Genomic DNA, 15,563 nt, shown 5'->3' with positions numbered 1-15,563 from the left:
GACGCCTGAACAACGGCCGAGGTCAGTACATCTAGGATTTCAGCATTCCCACTCCGCCGCTCGTGGTACTGGGGCCTCTATGTCTATGGGCAAAGTCACTGCTGCCTCGCTAGGCGCTCTATCTGAGTCTGGAGTGCGCTGTCGATCGCGGACAGGAACGACAACCATCGACGATCCCAGTCGACCATCGACGGAGCGGCCTGCTTGAGGAAACGAATCGCATCCGACTTGCGACCATCCTTGATCTGAAATGGCTCGAGGTCTCCAGACGAATCCACTGAGTAGGTCTGAAACCAACTGGAGTGCTGGTCGTGCATCTCCATCACCGCTTCGTCTGGGAAGAGTCCCTCGACGGCAAATCCATTGCGAACAGACACGAAGTCTCGGTTCGGGTCGAACGGAACCTCCTTCTGACCGAAGTATTGCTGGAGGTTTTGGCGCGACTGCTGACCGGCGCTGTCGCCATCGAAGACAGCCACCAAGGCGCGCTCGTCGCGGATTGGAGCGTATGTAGCCTTCAGGAAGCCCTCGAGTTGCTTCACGCCCCCGAAGTCCTCGAGCAGGCTTGCGCCCAGGAGGGGATATGTGACTCCGTTTGGGTCCAGTTGTGAGAGCGCCCAAAGCATCAGCTCTTTGTCGCTCGGTCCCTCCAGGAAGACGTTGCACTCTGCCAGGTTGTAGTAGTCCGAGAACTGCACGCCGAGAGATCGACGAATACGCTGGGTCGCCTCAGCATGCGATCGAAAGTCGCTAACCACAGTTCGGCGAGTAGCAGGATCGAGGTCGACTCCTTGAACCAGGCTGTGATCAGTCGGCACGAACGCGAGCGAATGCGTGGTAGCGACCACCGTGCTTGAGTTTGAGAGGGTTTCAAGTACCGCGTAGAGAGCCTTCGTGAGTTCGGGATGCAGGTACGATTCGGGTTCCTCGATGAGCCAAAGAGGGACGCCCTCAACCAGTTTCTCTTGCTCGGTGATCCAGGCAAATGAGGCGAATAACACCGTCGACTGAATTCCCTGACCCTTCTCGCTGAGCGTGGTGCTGCTCGGATCCGAGAGCATCAGCTCGAAGCCCGCGAGCAGATCTGTGGACCGCGTGGGCAGGCGAAAGCTCGACTGGATTCCTGACAGTCCGACCGCGTTCAGCTCCTCGTTCAAGCTCTGTGCGACGGAGTCAAGCTCTGCCTGAATGCCATCGAGGTGAGGCTCAATCGCTTGGAACGCTGCGTGGGTGACAAACGGCTTCAGCAGATCGTCGTAGAGACTCGTGATGCTCTTGGCTGACGGCACATAGTGCACGCGAAACGTGCCGAGAAGCAGCTCGACCAGCTGCTTCTGCTTTCGGCTAAAGGTCGGCCGATCAGCGACGGGCACTTTGACGTTGCCGAACACCCGGTAGACCGGGGTGTCGTTCACGCCCGTGAAGTAGAGATTCACCGTGAATGTGTCGGAGTCTCGTTGGGTCCCAACGATGGCGTGGAGTTCGTCGAGGAGCGTGAGAACCTCTGCATCGCGGGCATGCCCATCAATGGTGAAGCTGGCGACCAAGCTGGTCTGCTGCGATCCGGCACCGAAAGTCAGGTCGGTGGCGCGACGGTAGCCGAGGACATTCTCGTAGCCAGTGAAGAACATCTGAACGGCTCGCAGTAGGTTTGTCTTTCCGCTGTTGTTGGGGCCGACCAGGGTCATGCCCGGCAGAAGTGACAGTCTCTGCTCCGGGCCCACCGTCCGGTAGTTGCGGACGCGCATTTCGTTCAGAATCAAGCCCAACCCCCCAGTGCCGATTGTTCTGGGCGCGAGAACACTTCATCGTCGTCCGCCTCTGCACCGAGCGCCATCGGCGATACGATGGACTGCGCGGTGGTTTCTCCGGCTGGGAACCGTGTGCGCCGCTGAAGGAGAAGAGGGGTTGCCCAGGCCCACTCAATCACGATTGCGTCGAACACCTGAGCCTTGCCACGCCGGTGTTGTTCTGAATGCCGACTGTTCAGAGTCCGGTGGCGGTGACGGCCGACGGCTGTCAGCCTGTGTTCAGATGACGTGGCCCTCGTATACGACTCCCAACCGATAGGCATCCAGGGCTCGGCACATGTCTTCGAGGGCTTGATCGTTGTGGGCGAACACTGTCCACGGCACTCCGTCGAAACTCCGCGCTAAGCGATCGAAGTACGGCCTGTCCACGCTGCCGAAGGAGTGGCCGTAGATCTTGATCCCACCTGTGGAGGAAGGAATCTGACCGATGAACTCGGTCATCGCCTCATGCTGGTAGATCTTTTCGAAGTCGGCCATCCGTCGCGCGACCGCCTCGTACGCACGGGAGCGGTAGAATTCGAAATTCTCCTCACTGTCCCACTTGCCCAAGATCTCAGTCCCTCGCAGGCCTCCGGGCGCGTAGCCGAGGATTAGCCGGTTCACGCCAACTTCCCCATGCAGATGCAGGATTCGCGAGGGGGCAATGCCGTACAGGCGCTGAAGGGTGTGCGTGTAATTGAACGTCAGAAAGTAGTCGCCTTGGCCGAACAAGCCCGCGAACTTCTCCTGTGCCGCGGTATTCTCCAGCTCGGCGTCTGCGTTCTGCGCGAACTTATCCAGGGGGAATGATAGGAGCTGTTCGGCTTCGTGGATGATCCCGTCCCGGTCGCTCTCCCGGTCGGACAACACATCTGGAGCGTAGTACTCCAGATGTTCCAGGATCATGTCCACGTCGGGATAGGCGAGTCCCTCCTCCACTGCAGCCCAGAGATTCCCGGCAATGCTGTAGCTCTCCCATTCGCCAGGGAATCGCTCCCCCTCGATGGCAAGGGCCTTCAGATGAGGATCGTACGACGTTGGCAAGTGATGCTGCAGGTCAAACCCGTTGCCCAGGACGAAGAGACTCGACACGCAGTAACCTCTCTGCCCGACGGTGGCCCCCGCCGGAATCGAACATGCTCTCTCACATTATGGTCGCAGCGGCCAGATGCCGCCTCGGCGTTCAAGCGTTGGCCCTATCGATCCCACCGCGCATCGCGAAGCAGTCAGAGTCTGGCATGCGGCGCCCGGCGAGCCATAGCCAACAGGCTGGAATTGTTGTCGTCGTCGCGTCCGACACCGCCGATCTCGATACCGGGTGTGATGGGGTCGGACGACCTTGGCAATGAACTGAAGGTGAACGGCGATCAGCGCTCAGCCGACTTGCCCTTGTGTTCCTCGCCTTATGGCGACATCTGAAACGGTTCGACGATAAACCAGCGCACCGAGCCGGCGAAGCCAGGTGGCGTCATCCGTGAGCAGGTCCCGCGCGATCGACCACGGGGTCGCGAAGATGTTTGTGGAGGTGTGCATCGCCGGATCCGTGCCGAGGGCAATCGCTGCGCGCCGGTGTCGCATGCCACGTGCCATCAGTTCTCGCGCGGCGGACGTGGACACCCCGAAGCGGATGAAGTCAGGGAGGGAGGCGATGACCGGGGCAAGAGCTTCGTCACCTGTCTCGGGGAGGTATTCCTGGATTAGCGCGACGGCCTGCTCCACGAGAGTCACGAAGTTGAACAGCACTACCTTCGCGTGAATGCGCAGCAGCACATCCGTGGTGACACCCACACCGTCGGCGATGTGCTCGTACGAGCGGCCGTCCAGCCAGGCGAGTACCAGTGTGGTCAGCGAACCGCCGAAGTCCGTGATTTCCGTGCGGCGGTATTCGGTCTCTACGTCGCTCGCGAACCCGGGCTGCTCCAGCGCCCAGTCCACGAGAACACGGATGAGCCCTGCGTCCACGACTGAGTCCGTGGCACTCCAGTGTTCGTAGCGAGGGATCAGGTCATTGATCACCCGATCCACCAGACGCGGCCGAGCGGATGTGCTGCGCGCGAGCGCGAGACGTCCTGTCGAGCGCATCTCGACAATCCGCCGTGCGCGCAGTTCGAACACGGTGTGCAGCAGTGCACGCTCGTCGTTATTCGCCTTCGCGGCCGCGAATGTCTCCGCGGCGAGTCCCTCCGCGATCTGGATGAACTCGTCTGCACCTAGCTCTTCCCGAATGAGCTCGATGAGCGCGGCGTCGACACCATCCACGAGCGGGAACAGTGGTGCGTTCGCTTCCAGCACCCCGTTGGTCAGTTGTAGCTGATTGCGGGCCAGTGCTCGTGCCAGACGACGGATAAGCTCGATGACGGCACCCTCAACCGGCTCACCGGGTTGCCCTTCGGCGACCGGACTGACCACCGTCCAGTCGTCAGGATTGGCGCAAATCACTAGCCCGCGGGTGGAGCTTCCGGCCCGGCCCGCGCGGCCGACGAGGTTCTTGATGTCTCGCGCCAGCATCGCCTCGGGTGCGCTACCGTCCGAGCTGCGCTTCACCGAGTACAACACCATCGTCCGCAGCGGAAGATTGACCCCCTCAGCCAGGGTGCTGGTACACATCACCATGGAGACGTGACGGTCCGAGACCAACTCCTCGAGCACCTCGCGGGTCTCCTGTGGGACATCGCCGTGGTGCACGATCGCACCAGCGCGAAGCACGCTCGTGCCCACCCAGCCGTCCCCGAACTCGTAAGACAGGTACGCCACTACAGACTCGACCAGCTCGGTGTCGTTCACGTAGCTCAACGGCAGGGGAAGGGTGAGACCGGAGCCGATCTGCCTGAGGAGCTCCTTCGCCAACCCCACGACACCTCGGTCTCCGCCTTTCTCGGTCGCGAACACTGCGACCGGCCCAAGCGCGAGCGCCTTCCGCGCAGTTGCCACAGCTTTCGTCTTCGTCGACGAGTAGGCGTAGGTATTTCGTCGACCCGTGACCGGATTCGTGTACTGGAAGTCAGTGGGTCGCAGGAACTCTGGCAATGTGTGAGCCGGGACCGACGTGACTGGCTCGTGAAGTTCCAGCCCAATCGTCGCCGTCCGACCAGCGCCGACCGGACGAAGCACCGCGAACTCGGCGATGGAGGGGCGGTAGTCGCTTCTCACCACGGTTGCGTCGGATCCGCCGAGCCAGCTGTTGATCTCCTCGACGTTCGGGACGATCGCGGACACGAACACGGTCCGCGGGCTCGGGTCCCGCGCCTTCAGACGTGCGAGCAAAAGCTCCAGCCCCACTCCGCGCGCGCCGCTGTCAAGGAGGTGTCCTTCGTCGCACACCACCAGCGAGATTGTCGACAACAGTTCCGGGTGAGCGCCGATGAGGCCGGTGAGCGCCTCGGGTGTTGCGATGATGACGCGAACGTCGTCCAGATCCTCACTCTCTTCGATGCCAGGAACGGTGCCCCCGTAGACCGTCCGAGAGAGAAGACCCATCGACGTCAGGTGCCGGCCGACGCTTCCGCGCAGCTCCCGCGCCAGCGCGCGGTACGGCACGAGCAGGACCGCCTTATTGCCGGGCGAGCGCGTGAGGTGGTCGAAGATCAGGGTTTCGGTGAGCGCAGTCTTCCCTGCTCCCGTTGGCATCTGCAGCGAGTAGGACTGGGAACTCGTCAGCAGGCCCGCATCTATCGCCTCAATCTGCGAAGGGAAGAAGTCCCAGACCGGCCGCTGCCTGTCGAGGAACGACTCGACCAGAGGATCCCACCTGTCGATCACGCCATCCGGAAGAACCGCGCGCAGGTTGGTCTTCTGGAACCGCTGCAACAGTGCCAAGTACAGCCGATGCGCTACCCATTCCTCGGGTCCGACATCGAGAGCCTGGGCAACGCCGTCCTCCGCTGCGGCAACCGCGGCGTCAACGACCTGAAGGTCACCGGCCCGCACCGACCCCAGGAGCGCACCCGTGAGCGGCGAGCGCGGATTCGTGGAACGAGTCAGGAGCTCATACGCAGCCGCCTCAACGTCGGTTCCCAAATACTGAGGATCAGCGCGACGCATCGTCATGACGGCTGATGCCGGATAGCCACCCAAGTAGAACGCGACTGAAGAGAAGAACAACGCGTCCGCTTCGGCGCCGTCGTGAAGCTCACGGCTTACCGAGTCAAGACCACGGCCGACCGACGCCCAGTCGGCCGGATCGTTTGCTCCGGCTCTCACCATGTCGAGCAGCTCACCGACAAGCGAGTAGTACAGGTCCGTGCCGCGATCGTCGAGGTAGTCGAGCTGAGCCAGGCGCGCGTCGACCCGGAGGTCCTCAATTGCGTGGTTCGTCTCCGCATCCGCGATCCACCGTCCCAGGGTCTCCCTCATACGACAGCCCCGGACTCGTCGGCGCTGACCAACGCCGCGTCATAGACCGACTCGTAGTTGGCCTTCAGATCGGGCACGGAGATCACAATCAAAGCCCTCTCGTCCCCAGGCGGAGCCTCGACCCCCTCCAGCTCCGCCTCGACCAGGGCGGTGGAGATCACCGCAACGGCGCGGAACTCACGTCGTGCAGCTGGATGGTCGACCGCATGGATGAACCGATCCAGTTGCTGGACGGAGACAGTGGACAGGCCGGTGTCCAGCGCTCGCTCCTTCAACCAGTTCAACGTCTTCACAAATCGTCGGGAGCTGTCCTTCTCCGAGTCCTCAATGGCACTCGCAACAGGCTTCGAGTTCCCCTTAGTCGATTTCGTCTTCACCTCGGCACAGATGACACGGTCCTCGTCAGACGAGTCTGGCCAGTGCGGAAGGATCAGCTGCACAACATCGGAACCAGGAGCCGGCTTCGTGCGATCCTGCTTCAACCGCCACTTCTTCGGATCGAGCACCTCGCCCGGATGCTCGCGAGCCGCCTGAAACAGGGCGGTGAGAATCTCCCCGAAGTCGCCCGCCATCGTCGACCCACGATCGGGCAGCTTAGCGCCGATGATCGCATGCGCGGATGACTCAGTTTTCTCCATGCGCTCGCGAAGGGCTCCGTCTCCGATGTAACAGCGGCGAACGGGAACACCCAGCTGCCCGGCAAGCGCTGCCGCCTGCTCCGCGTCGATCTCGACCAGAGTGAAGGGACTGCTCTGAATGGTCGCGAAGAGAACTCCGAACGCTTCGAGGTCGACCTCAAGTTCCTGCATTGCGACCCACCTACCCCTTCCCGGGCTGACGTCACGCTCAAGAGCCCATCATGCCGCCTTGGAGCCGCGGCGCCGCGAGATACCGGCCTGCGCGGCGAGTCACAGATACCACGCCGCTTGGCCCACGTCATAGGGGGTACTTCATCAAGACAGGCGAGGAGACGTCGCGAGCGCCTCTCATGACACATCCGACCTCGCCCTAATAGCCGCCCCGAATGCCTGCCCGCTGAACGCCCCGCGTATCAAACGCCGCTACCTCCCGATCCCGCGCCCCGCACTCGGCGCCCCAACTACCGGCCCCGTCATCACAGCCGCCTCTCGGTTCCTCGCCGCGCGCCGCAACTCCGCCTCGACCGCGCGCACAGCATCTTGCACAGTTAGCTCCGGAGTGCCGCGCTGCATCGACTCGGCGATCCGCTCGCGCGCCGCAGCATCCGTCCGCGCGACGACGATCGCGACGTTGTCTAGCCGGCCGCGCGTGAGTCCGACGTAGAGTCCCGCGGCATCCACATCCGGCCCGACAACGGACGCGTCGGCCGTGTCGCCCTGGACCCCGTGAACGGTCGACGCGTAGGCGAGTTGAAGGTGCTCACGGGCGTACTCGGCAGACACCCGCCGCACCTCGCCGCTGTCGCCGACAGAGACGAGTGACACGAACTCGTCGCGGATGCCCCGCACGACCCACTGGGCGCGGTTCTCGACGCCCGTGAGCCGGTCGTTGCGGCGCGTCTGCACGGTGTCGCCGACGAGGATGCGCTGCTCCCCCATCCCCCACGCGACGACGCGGGCATCGAGCTCGCCCCGCTCGACGCGGCGCTGCTGAATGGCGTCGTTGATGGCATCCGCCTCAGCGTTGGTACCGGAAACCAACGTCACCCGCTTGCCGCGCGTGTGCCAGTCGAAGTACGCGTCGATCATCCGCTCGCGCGCCGCGTCGTGATGATCGACCCGCTCGAGGTGGCCGCGCTCGGCGAGCTCGCCGGCGACGCCGAGAGCGTGCTCGCGATCGCCCGCGTCGCGCAACCGCAGTGTGAGCGCCGCATACTCGGGGTCGCGGAACCGGTGCACAGTGTCGAGTTCGACGGGTGCGTTGGCGAGGCGGATTGCGGATGCCATCGCCCCGGCATGCCCGACCGGCAACGCTTGGTGCGGGTCGCCGACGAACACAAGACCGACCCGCAGCTCGAGCGCGAGCTCGGCGAGGACGTTCGCGGTCTGCAGGTCGAGCATGCCGGCTTCGTCGACGACGATCCGGTCGTGGGCACCCAGCGTCCACCGCACCGGACCGCTGTACGTGCCGCCCATCGGATCAGCATCGCCGCGGGCGAGCCGCGTCCACACCTTCGCGCCGGCTTCGTCGGTTCTCCACCGGTAGCCGTGATCGGCGAGCAGCGCATGAATGCTGGATGCCGCGGTCCCGATCTCGCGAGCCGCCACCGAGGCCGCCTTGCGGGTCGGAGCAACGACCAGCATCCTCCGCCGCTGCGCCGCGAGGGCTCGGAACGCGGCGCGTAGCATCGTTGTCTTTCCCGTCCCGGCGGGACCGGTCACCGCCACGAGCCCGTCGGTGCCGGCGATGGCACACGCGGCCGCGTTCTGCGAAGCATCCAGTATCGAGACGTCCCCCGCCGACGCGAGCCGGCGCAACTCCGTCGGCAGGAGAGAGCGCCCGGCCGTGGCGAGCGCGTCCAGGCGACCCGCGAGGCGGATCTTCGCGCGCACTGTTTCGGTCGCCATGAACGCCTTCACGTGCGAGGGAGCGTCATCAGCGACGAGCCGCACGACGGCCGTCGCAGCGCGCCGGCTGATCTCCGCGATGACACCGTCGAGCTGATCGCGCGGCGCAACGATGCGCGTGCGCGAGAGCGCGCGTGTCGCACCGGCGCGGATGTCGACGGCGCTGACCCGTCCACCGGATGATGTCGACCGTTCGTCCGCGTCGACGATCGCCATGGCTGCGAGCAGGTCGAGATCGAGAGCGTCGAGGTCTGTCGCATCGATGGCGATGGGCGCTCGCTCGGCGACCAGACTCGGGTCGATCGCCGCGATCTCGTCGCGGACTCTCGTCTCCCACGAGATCTCGTCGAGATCAGCCGGCTTGTTCGGGCGCGACACCGCCCACGCGCGCCGGTCGATCTGGTGCAGCACCTCGACGCTTGGCGTCGATCGCCCGTGCGTCGCCGACCACTCGGCGATGAGGCGCGCGCGGTTGGCCTCTATTTGCGCCGACCGACGCGAAAGCGCACGGACGGCACCGGCGAGCTCGGCGATCTCCCCCGCATCGTCGAGCGTGTAGCCGTGGCGCGCGAGCGCGGCGATCCACGCGGGATCGGTACGGGCGGCAAGCTCACCCTCCGCGTTCACGACGGTGTGCAGCTTCATCGCGACGCGCGAGTCGACGTTCGACCATCTCCCGTCCGCGCCGAGCACCTTGATGTTCAACCACAGGTGGCGGTGGATGTGCGGGTCGAGTGCGCGCGAGCGACGATGCTGCAACTCGACGACCTCGATGCGGGTGATCTCTTCGCGGACGAGCCCGCCGTGGCCGCGCCGCGCGTTCAGCTCGGTCTGCCACGTGAGCAGGATGCGGTCGCGCAGTCGATCTTGGAGCGCTTCGAACTCGGCAGCGAGTTCGGGATGCAGCAGCGCGGCGATGCTGTACGACTTCGGGTGGTTGAGCGTCCCGTCGAGCAGCAGGTCGGCGTCGGGGCTCAGCCGCTGGTGACCGCGCTCGTCCCCTGTGATGGGATCGTGCCCGGTGAGCCAGACACGAAGACCCCCGGCGGTGAGCTCGTCGGTGGTGATGACGCCGTTCTCGACGATGAAACGAGAGACTGTTGAATCGGATGCTGCGCCGTACGCCTCGAGCGCTTCGGCGCCGGTCGTGTCCTGCAGATGAGCGTCGCACGTGCCCTCGAGCGCGTACGAGATCGCCTGTCGGACGCCGTGAGAATCGACACCCCGTTTCCATCGCTCGAGACCGCCGCGCATGCCGCCAGGGTAGGTTAGGTTTTCACCGTTAGCCAGGGCTTTTTCTGCCGTGCAGGTAACTGTAGCGAAGAGGTTTCAAAGGTCGTCGCCCACCCATGGTGCCTGCGTGCATTGCTCTGTTTCGTATCTGCGTCGATCGCTCTGCTTCCGTCTCTGCACTGCTCGGTTCTTGGCTGGTCGACGCCTCTACTTCGTCTGCATTGCCCTTGTTCACGCCTGCATCGATCGCTCTGTTACGTGATCGATGCTCGCCTCGATCAGCCGATTCACCGCTCGGTCGGCTACGAACTCATCGGCGTGTGACGGCTTCATGCAGATCGCGATAGCCGGTCGGCTTCCAGGGGCTGAGGGCGTCGCGTTCCCAATGGTGAAGCGGTGGGTGCGGCTACTGCGGTTCTGATCCCAGCAGGTCGCTTCATGACCCGGCCTTACGCAATCACGACTGGTCACTCCACCTCAGCATGGAGGTCTACGGCGACAAGCCGGTTCGCCGTAGCGTCATCGGCCGACAAACCGAGGGAGCGCCAGTAGTTCCGCTCTGAGCGCTGTCGACAGAGTTGGAGGATCTGAGGCCTGTTGAGCACCGTCTGGCAGTCTGAGCGCTTGAGCTGGTTGGTCGTAAACGGCTGGAGCGTCAATTTGACGCCGGACACTTCATTGCTCTTGAACCAGCCTCCTGACCGGCGGCATTTCAAACTATCCGAGATGCGGCTCGCGCGACGGCGCATCGGTAGCGATTGTCTGCTCGCCGAGCCTGCGCGCCCGGACCTCGTCGGCGATCCTCTGTGCGATGTCGCCAGGCGGTTCATGCTCCCAGAAGCGCAGAACCATCCAACCCTCCGCACGAAGCGCACCATTGATCTGGCTGTCTCGTTCTCGATTGCGCTCGAGCTTCGGAAGCCAGTAGCTGGCGTTGCTCTTGGGCGATGTGGCGTGGACTGGGCATCCGTGCCAGAAACAGCCGTCAAGATAGACGGCGACTCGGGCACCGCGGAAGACGATGTCAGCGCGCGAACGCACTGTCGCGAGCGGGGCGAAGTCGACTCTGTACCGAAATCCGCGGCGGTGAAGCTCACACCGCACCGCAAGTTCGAATGAGGTGTCGCGGCGCTTGTTGCCCTTCATTGACTTCGCAGTGCCAGCACTCGACGCCCACGACTCCGAGCTGCTCATGGAACCAATTTATGCGTCATGGACTGGATCGGCGATCGGGTCTGATACTGTGGCGGCGAACAGATAACCCTGCTCGTGCCGTACCGAGGTCAGAGCGGGTTCCAATGCAGTGACTGAAGCTGTTGCGGTGCCCGAGATCGAAGTTCCGGTTCGAATGGAGGAAGTTTCGTGTTTAACAGGCGTGATGACTCCACGCCGATGTTGGATGCGTGTCTTCTGACGATCGACCAGCACGGGCCCGAATGACCCGAGGAGGTCAGATCGTGGCACGCACCACAACCAGCAAGAGCAAGACCGGCGCGGGGGTCCTGCGCCCGCTCGCGGATCCCGAGACCGCACCGCCCGTCTCACGCATCGTGGACCGCAAGCTACTCCCGATCCCGTTCCGCCCGGAGGCCGGCCGCCCTGACGAGCATGACGGCGCACCGCTGAGTCGGCTGGGCGGCCGATTCCGCGAGGTGTTCGCCGCGGAGCACGGCATCGCGGTGGACGCGGTCGACCTCGGCATCGTGCGGCAGGTGGAGGCTCTGAACGCCGACACCGACCGGAACATGAAGGCGCTCGGCGAGATCCAGACCAAGCGCACCGAGAGCGGGACTCTTCGTTTCGTCCGCCTCACCGTGAACACCCCGCTGATCTTCCCCTGGATGCTGAACGGCCGCGCGCTCCGTCGCATGGGGTCCGAACTGCGAGGCAGCGAGGTCCATCTGGTTACCACCGCGGAGGACCACCCGCTGCTGTCGCTCCCCACGATGGATGTCGATGGGCCGGAGAGCGTCATCGAGATCGTCTCAGCGCAGCGCCGTCTGCTCGGCCTGTCAAACTACACCGCAGCGGACGGCCCGAAGAAGGGACGCATCGACAGCATCATCCAGTTCGGTGTGCTCGATCCGCCTGACGTGGTCCTGACGCAGCTCAACTCGGCGACCGGAAGCGCATGGGTCGCTCAGGCAGCTGAGGGTGCGCAGCGCCTGTTCTCCGCTCTCGCGGCGATGGACGTGCTCGCCAATCGGAACGTCGCCAGCGTCGCTACCGAGCGCTGGCTGCGCAGTGCCCAACCGCGCCTGCGTGATCTCACTGCCGAGGATCTCTCGACCCTGTCGGAGAGCCTGAAGTTCTCCTCGACCGCCGCCGCAGGGTACTTCCCCGGTGCGACCAACGTCGAAGGGTGGGTCGAGTCTGTCGCCGCGGTCACGCCGGCTGCGGTCGCGTTCCAGCTCATCCGGACGATGGAGGTCAACCTGATCGTCGCCGTCAACCCCGATCCCGTCATCGCCGAACGTCGCGGGCTCGCGCACCCGGTGTCGGACACGGTGCAGGAGCTCATCCGGAGCTACCACATGCCTGGCAAGGCAAAGGAGCGGTGGAACGACGCAGACGTCCTCGGCCTGATCGCGATCGGCGCTGTGGACGACCTGGTGGCGGATTCGCGCGTCAGCCAGACGGAGCGCTCGATGTGGCTTGGCGAGTCACTTGCAGAATGGAGTGGTCCGCCGCAGACGGACGACGGCAATCCCGGCAACCTGCTCGTCTCGACGACGAAGCTCCTGGCAGCGCTCACCGTGCAGTCAGCAATGCCTCCGGCTGACGAGAGTTCGTCGGTGGACTCGCTTGAGATCGTCAACCAGCGCCTGCGCCTGAACAGCACGCGTGTACATTCGGACGATCGGGCGAAGGTGGCTGCCGCCCAGGCGATCGCGGCCCTCGGGCTCAACGGGTCCGGCTGGGAGGGAACGATTCAGGCTGCCATCTTCGGGACCTTCCGACACGGCTGGTTCTGGAAGACGAGTGAGCATGAGAACGAAGTCATCTGGCCGTCGCTTCTGACGCTGCCGCTCGCCGAGCTCACTGCCCTCGCCCAGGCGGAGCGAAGCAGCCGCAGCGCGGACGACGACCCTGACAACGCCGGGCCCGCACAGCGCGCGATCGCGGCGCTCGGAGGCCTCGCGCTGATGGCCAACCCGGGGCTCATCGCGCAGCGCACGGCACTGTCACGCACGGGCCTCGGCGCCGGTGGTAAGTCGAACGACATCTCGGCGAGCGACCCGAGCATCCTGCTCCGCACGATGGCGCAGCACGAGGTCGGCATCACCGAGCTGTCCGACGCCATCGCCGCGCTCACGGCGTCCGCAGCGCAGACCATCCCTCTTGATCGAGATGACGATCAAGAGCTCACGGACGTGTATCTCCGCCAGCGTTGGCTGGGCGCCCGCACCACGTCGGACAACCCGCAGACCGAGTTCGCACGACTGGTCCAGGAACTGGTCGACTCGCTCAAGCGGGCTCGCGATGGCGAGTTCGGATCGGAGCGTCTCAAGGAGATACTCCCTGGGGAGCTGCTGGGCCACACTCCGCCCAACGATGAACTTCCGCTTGAGACGGACTACGCGCCCGACCTCTGGGGTGAGCCGGTGTACGAGGAGATCGGCATCAACGAGATCCTCGTCGATGAGGTCATCCCAGTCCTGCAGTCACTGGTCGACTTCTTCCAGGTAGGCAAGGCGTACGCCCGCGCCGCGAGTCGCATATCCCGCTGATCGCCATGGAGAACGACTCACTCGAAGAGGGATCCTCAGGCAACGTATCTCGTCGGGGCGGCGATCTCATTGTCGTCGCCCCGACCGGGATGCCGCGGTCGGCTTGGCTATCGCTCGCCCAGGAGTTCCTACTCCAGACCGGCGCAAGCGACGATGGTGATCGGCGTCTTATTGTGCCAGTCGAGAAGGCCGGTGATGTGGCGGACATCCTCAGCCGTCCGTGGCCCGCAGGACGGTGGGAATGGCACTGGACGCAGGATGCTCGAGCAGCCGCAGGATCGGCGTCGGCAGTGCAGAGTGCCGTCGATCGAGTACTCGCGGCACCCGCCACGCGGGCCGGCGCAGACCTTGACCAGACGCTTCGTGACGCAGGATTCGCCCGTCAGCTGCTTCCAGCCCAGCGCGATGCCGTCGCCCAGCTCGTTTCGAGTGGCGGCGGCGGAAACTTCTCCGTACCCGGGAGCGGGAAGACCACCATGACCTACGCGGTCTACGCGCTGATGCGAGCCGCCGGGCTCGTAGATCGCATGCTTGTAATCGCTCCGCAGAGCGCCTACGAAGCGTGGGAGGACGAGGCGACGGACTGCTTCGCGATGGGCGACATCCCCGTCGTGGAGCTCGCGCCCACCTCGCCTTCACGACGAAGCGAGGTCTTGGTCTACAACTACGAGCGCGCCGCGCAACCCGGCGTTCGCGCGGCGATCGACGCATGGTCGCACGGGCGCCACTTCGCGGTCGTGTTCGACGAGGCACACCGGGCGAAGCGGGGCAAGGATGGTCTCCACGGTTTCGGCGCCGCGGACTTGGCCGGGATCGCCGCCGCGCGACTCGTGCTCACCGGGACGCCCATGCCGAATGGGCCTGAGGACCTCGTCGCGATCCTCGACCTTGCGTGGCCCGGTCAAGGCGCGCGACTCGCAAGCACGCACACTCCCCATGCCGAGCGCTCGTGGGTACGCATCACCAAGGACGGGCTGGGGCTCGACGAGGCTGTCATTGAGATCGAGCCGGTGCGGCTCGATGATGCGCACATGCGCGTGTACAACGCGCTGGCCAGCGGCCTCAAGAACAATCCGGAGTTGCAGGCAGAACACCCCGAGTACGTTCAGCAGGCCGTGACCCGCCTCATCGCGTGCGCGTCAAATCCAGCCCTTGTGGAGCCGGTGACGGACGGGGAGTTGGTCTGGCCGAGTGACATCGATGCCGGGCGCCCCCTCTCCGAGCTGATCGCCGATGTCCGAGCCGTCGCGAGACCGGGCAAGCTGCTCGCTGCAGCCCGGTATGCCGCCGACTACGCCTCGCGCGGCGAGAAGTTGCTGATATGGACAAACTTCCTCGGAAATATCGACGCGCTCCAGCGATTGCTGGAGCCTTACGCACCCGCGGTGATTACAGGAGCAACCCCACGTCACGACCCTGGCGCACCCACCGATCGCGAGCGTGAGCTGCGGCGGTTCCGCCACGATTCTGATTGCACGGTCCTGCTGGCCACCCCTCAGACCCTCGGTGAGGGAGTCAGCCTGCACCATGTCTGCCAAACCCAGTTACACGTCGACCGCACCTTCAACGCCGGGCTCTTCCTCCAGGCGCTCGACCGGACGCACCGCGTCGGGATGCCGCAGGGGACCACGGCGAGAGCGATCGTCTTGCAGGGGATCGAAACGATCGATGAGCGTATCGACGCCGCGCTGCGCCGGAAGCTACGGGCTATGGACGAGGTGCTCAACGACCCCACCCTCGAACGCCTGACCCGAGTTCAGATCGGTCCGGCCGCCGCTGGATTCAGCCGCGATGAGCTCGCTGATCTGCTCCGGCATCTGAACTGACCTTTCATCCACAGGCGCCCTCCGGTCGGGCACTTTCCCCAATTGTGGTTTCCGCTCGAGTTTTCTCAAGGGCGGAACTAAACT

At 64.5% G+C, this 15,563-nt stretch carries 8 protein-coding genes; 2 read left to right on the top strand and 6 right to left on the bottom strand.

All coding sequences use genetic code 11. The features are described from left to right. Positions 1-95: 95 nt before the first annotated feature. The 6 genes from QSV35_RS17860 to QSV35_RS17835 all read right to left on the bottom strand — a co-directional run bounded on the left by QSV35_RS17860 (position 96) and on the right by QSV35_RS17835 (position 11,068). On the bottom strand, positions 96-1,748 hold the full coding sequence (locus QSV35_RS17860) for an ATP-dependent nuclease (RefSeq protein ID WP_286290222.1): 1,653 nt from the start codon (positions 1,746-1,748) through the stop codon (positions 96-98). Between the two features lie 282 nt (positions 1,749-2,030). Next, complete coding sequence (locus tag QSV35_RS17855) at positions 2,031-2,882, bottom strand: bacteriophage abortive infection AbiH family protein (protein ID WP_286290221.1); 852 nt, start codon at positions 2,880-2,882, stop codon at positions 2,031-2,033. A 282-nt stretch (positions 2,883-3,164) separates the two neighbouring features. Further along, the gene (locus QSV35_RS17850; RefSeq protein ID WP_286290220.1) at positions 3,165-6,143 is read right to left on the bottom strand and encodes a DEAD/DEAH box helicase; all 2,979 of its coding nucleotides are present in this window, start codon (positions 6,141-6,143) and stop codon (positions 3,165-3,167) included. Beyond that, positions 6,140-6,952: a Hachiman antiphage defense system protein HamA gene (locus QSV35_RS17845; RefSeq protein WP_286290219.1), complete on the bottom strand. Its 813-nt coding sequence runs from the start codon at positions 6,950-6,952 to the stop codon at positions 6,140-6,142. Before QSV35_RS17845 ends, QSV35_RS17850 begins: the two co-directional genes overlap by 4 nt. A gap of 252 nt (positions 6,953-7,204) precedes the next feature. After that, positions 7,205-9,943 carry an AAA family ATPase gene (locus QSV35_RS17840; RefSeq protein WP_286290218.1) on the bottom strand — a complete coding sequence of 913 codons (2,739 nt, stop codon included), beginning with the start codon at positions 9,941-9,943 and terminating at the stop codon, positions 7,205-7,207. A 696-nt stretch (positions 9,944-10,639) separates the two neighbouring features. Then, positions 10,640-11,068, bottom strand: a complete 429-nt coding sequence (locus tag QSV35_RS17835) for a very short patch repair endonuclease (RefSeq protein WP_286290297.1) — start codon at positions 11,066-11,068, stop codon at positions 10,640-10,642. Between the two features lie 311 nt (positions 11,069-11,379). Here QSV35_RS17835 and QSV35_RS17830 point away from each other — a divergent pair, with 311 nt between their 5' ends. Together QSV35_RS17830 and QSV35_RS17825 are read left to right on the top strand one after the other, a co-directional pair. Continuing rightward, positions 11,380-13,653 carry a hypothetical protein gene (locus QSV35_RS17830; protein WP_286290217.1) on the top strand — a complete coding sequence of 758 codons (2,274 nt, stop codon included), beginning with the start codon at positions 11,380-11,382 and terminating at the stop codon, positions 13,651-13,653. A gap of 5 nt (positions 13,654-13,658) precedes the next feature. Continuing rightward, positions 13,659-15,479, top strand: coding sequence for a DEAD/DEAH box helicase (locus QSV35_RS17825; protein ID WP_353618988.1), 1,821 nt, complete (start codon positions 13,659-13,661; stop codon positions 15,477-15,479). Positions 15,480-15,563: the final 84 nt, after the last annotated feature.

Source organism: Microbacterium candidum (genome assembly GCF_030315975.1).
GTDB classification, from domain to species: domain Bacteria; phylum Actinomycetota; class Actinomycetes; order Actinomycetales; family Microbacteriaceae; genus Microbacterium; species Microbacterium candidum.
The sequence above is the reverse complement of the archived record's forward strand: the minus strand, read 5'-3'. Positions and strand labels throughout refer to the sequence as shown.

Excerpts from the sequence above, each read along its gene's own strand:
- QSV35_RS17860 (WP_286290222.1), bottom strand. The coding sequence starts at position 1,748 with ATGCGCGTCCGCAACTACCGGACGGTGGGCCCGGAGCAGAGACTGTCA.
- QSV35_RS17850 (WP_286290220.1), bottom strand. The coding sequence starts at position 6,143 with ATGAGGGAGACCCTGGGACGGTGGATCGCGGATGCGGAGACGAACCAC.
- QSV35_RS17845 (WP_286290219.1), bottom strand. The coding sequence starts at position 6,952 with ATGCAGGAACTTGAGGTCGACCTCGAAGCGTTCGGAGTTCTCTTCGCG.
- QSV35_RS17840 (WP_286290218.1), bottom strand. The coding sequence starts at position 9,943 with ATGCGCGGCGGTCTCGAGCGATGGAAACGGGGTGTCGATTCTCACGGC.
- QSV35_RS17835 (WP_286290297.1), bottom strand. The coding sequence starts at position 11,068 with ATGAAGGGCAACAAGCGCCGCGACACCTCATTCGAACTTGCGGTGCGG.
- QSV35_RS17825 (WP_353618988.1), top strand. The coding sequence starts at position 13,659 with ATGGAGAACGACTCACTCGAAGAGGGATCCTCAGGCAACGTATCTCGT.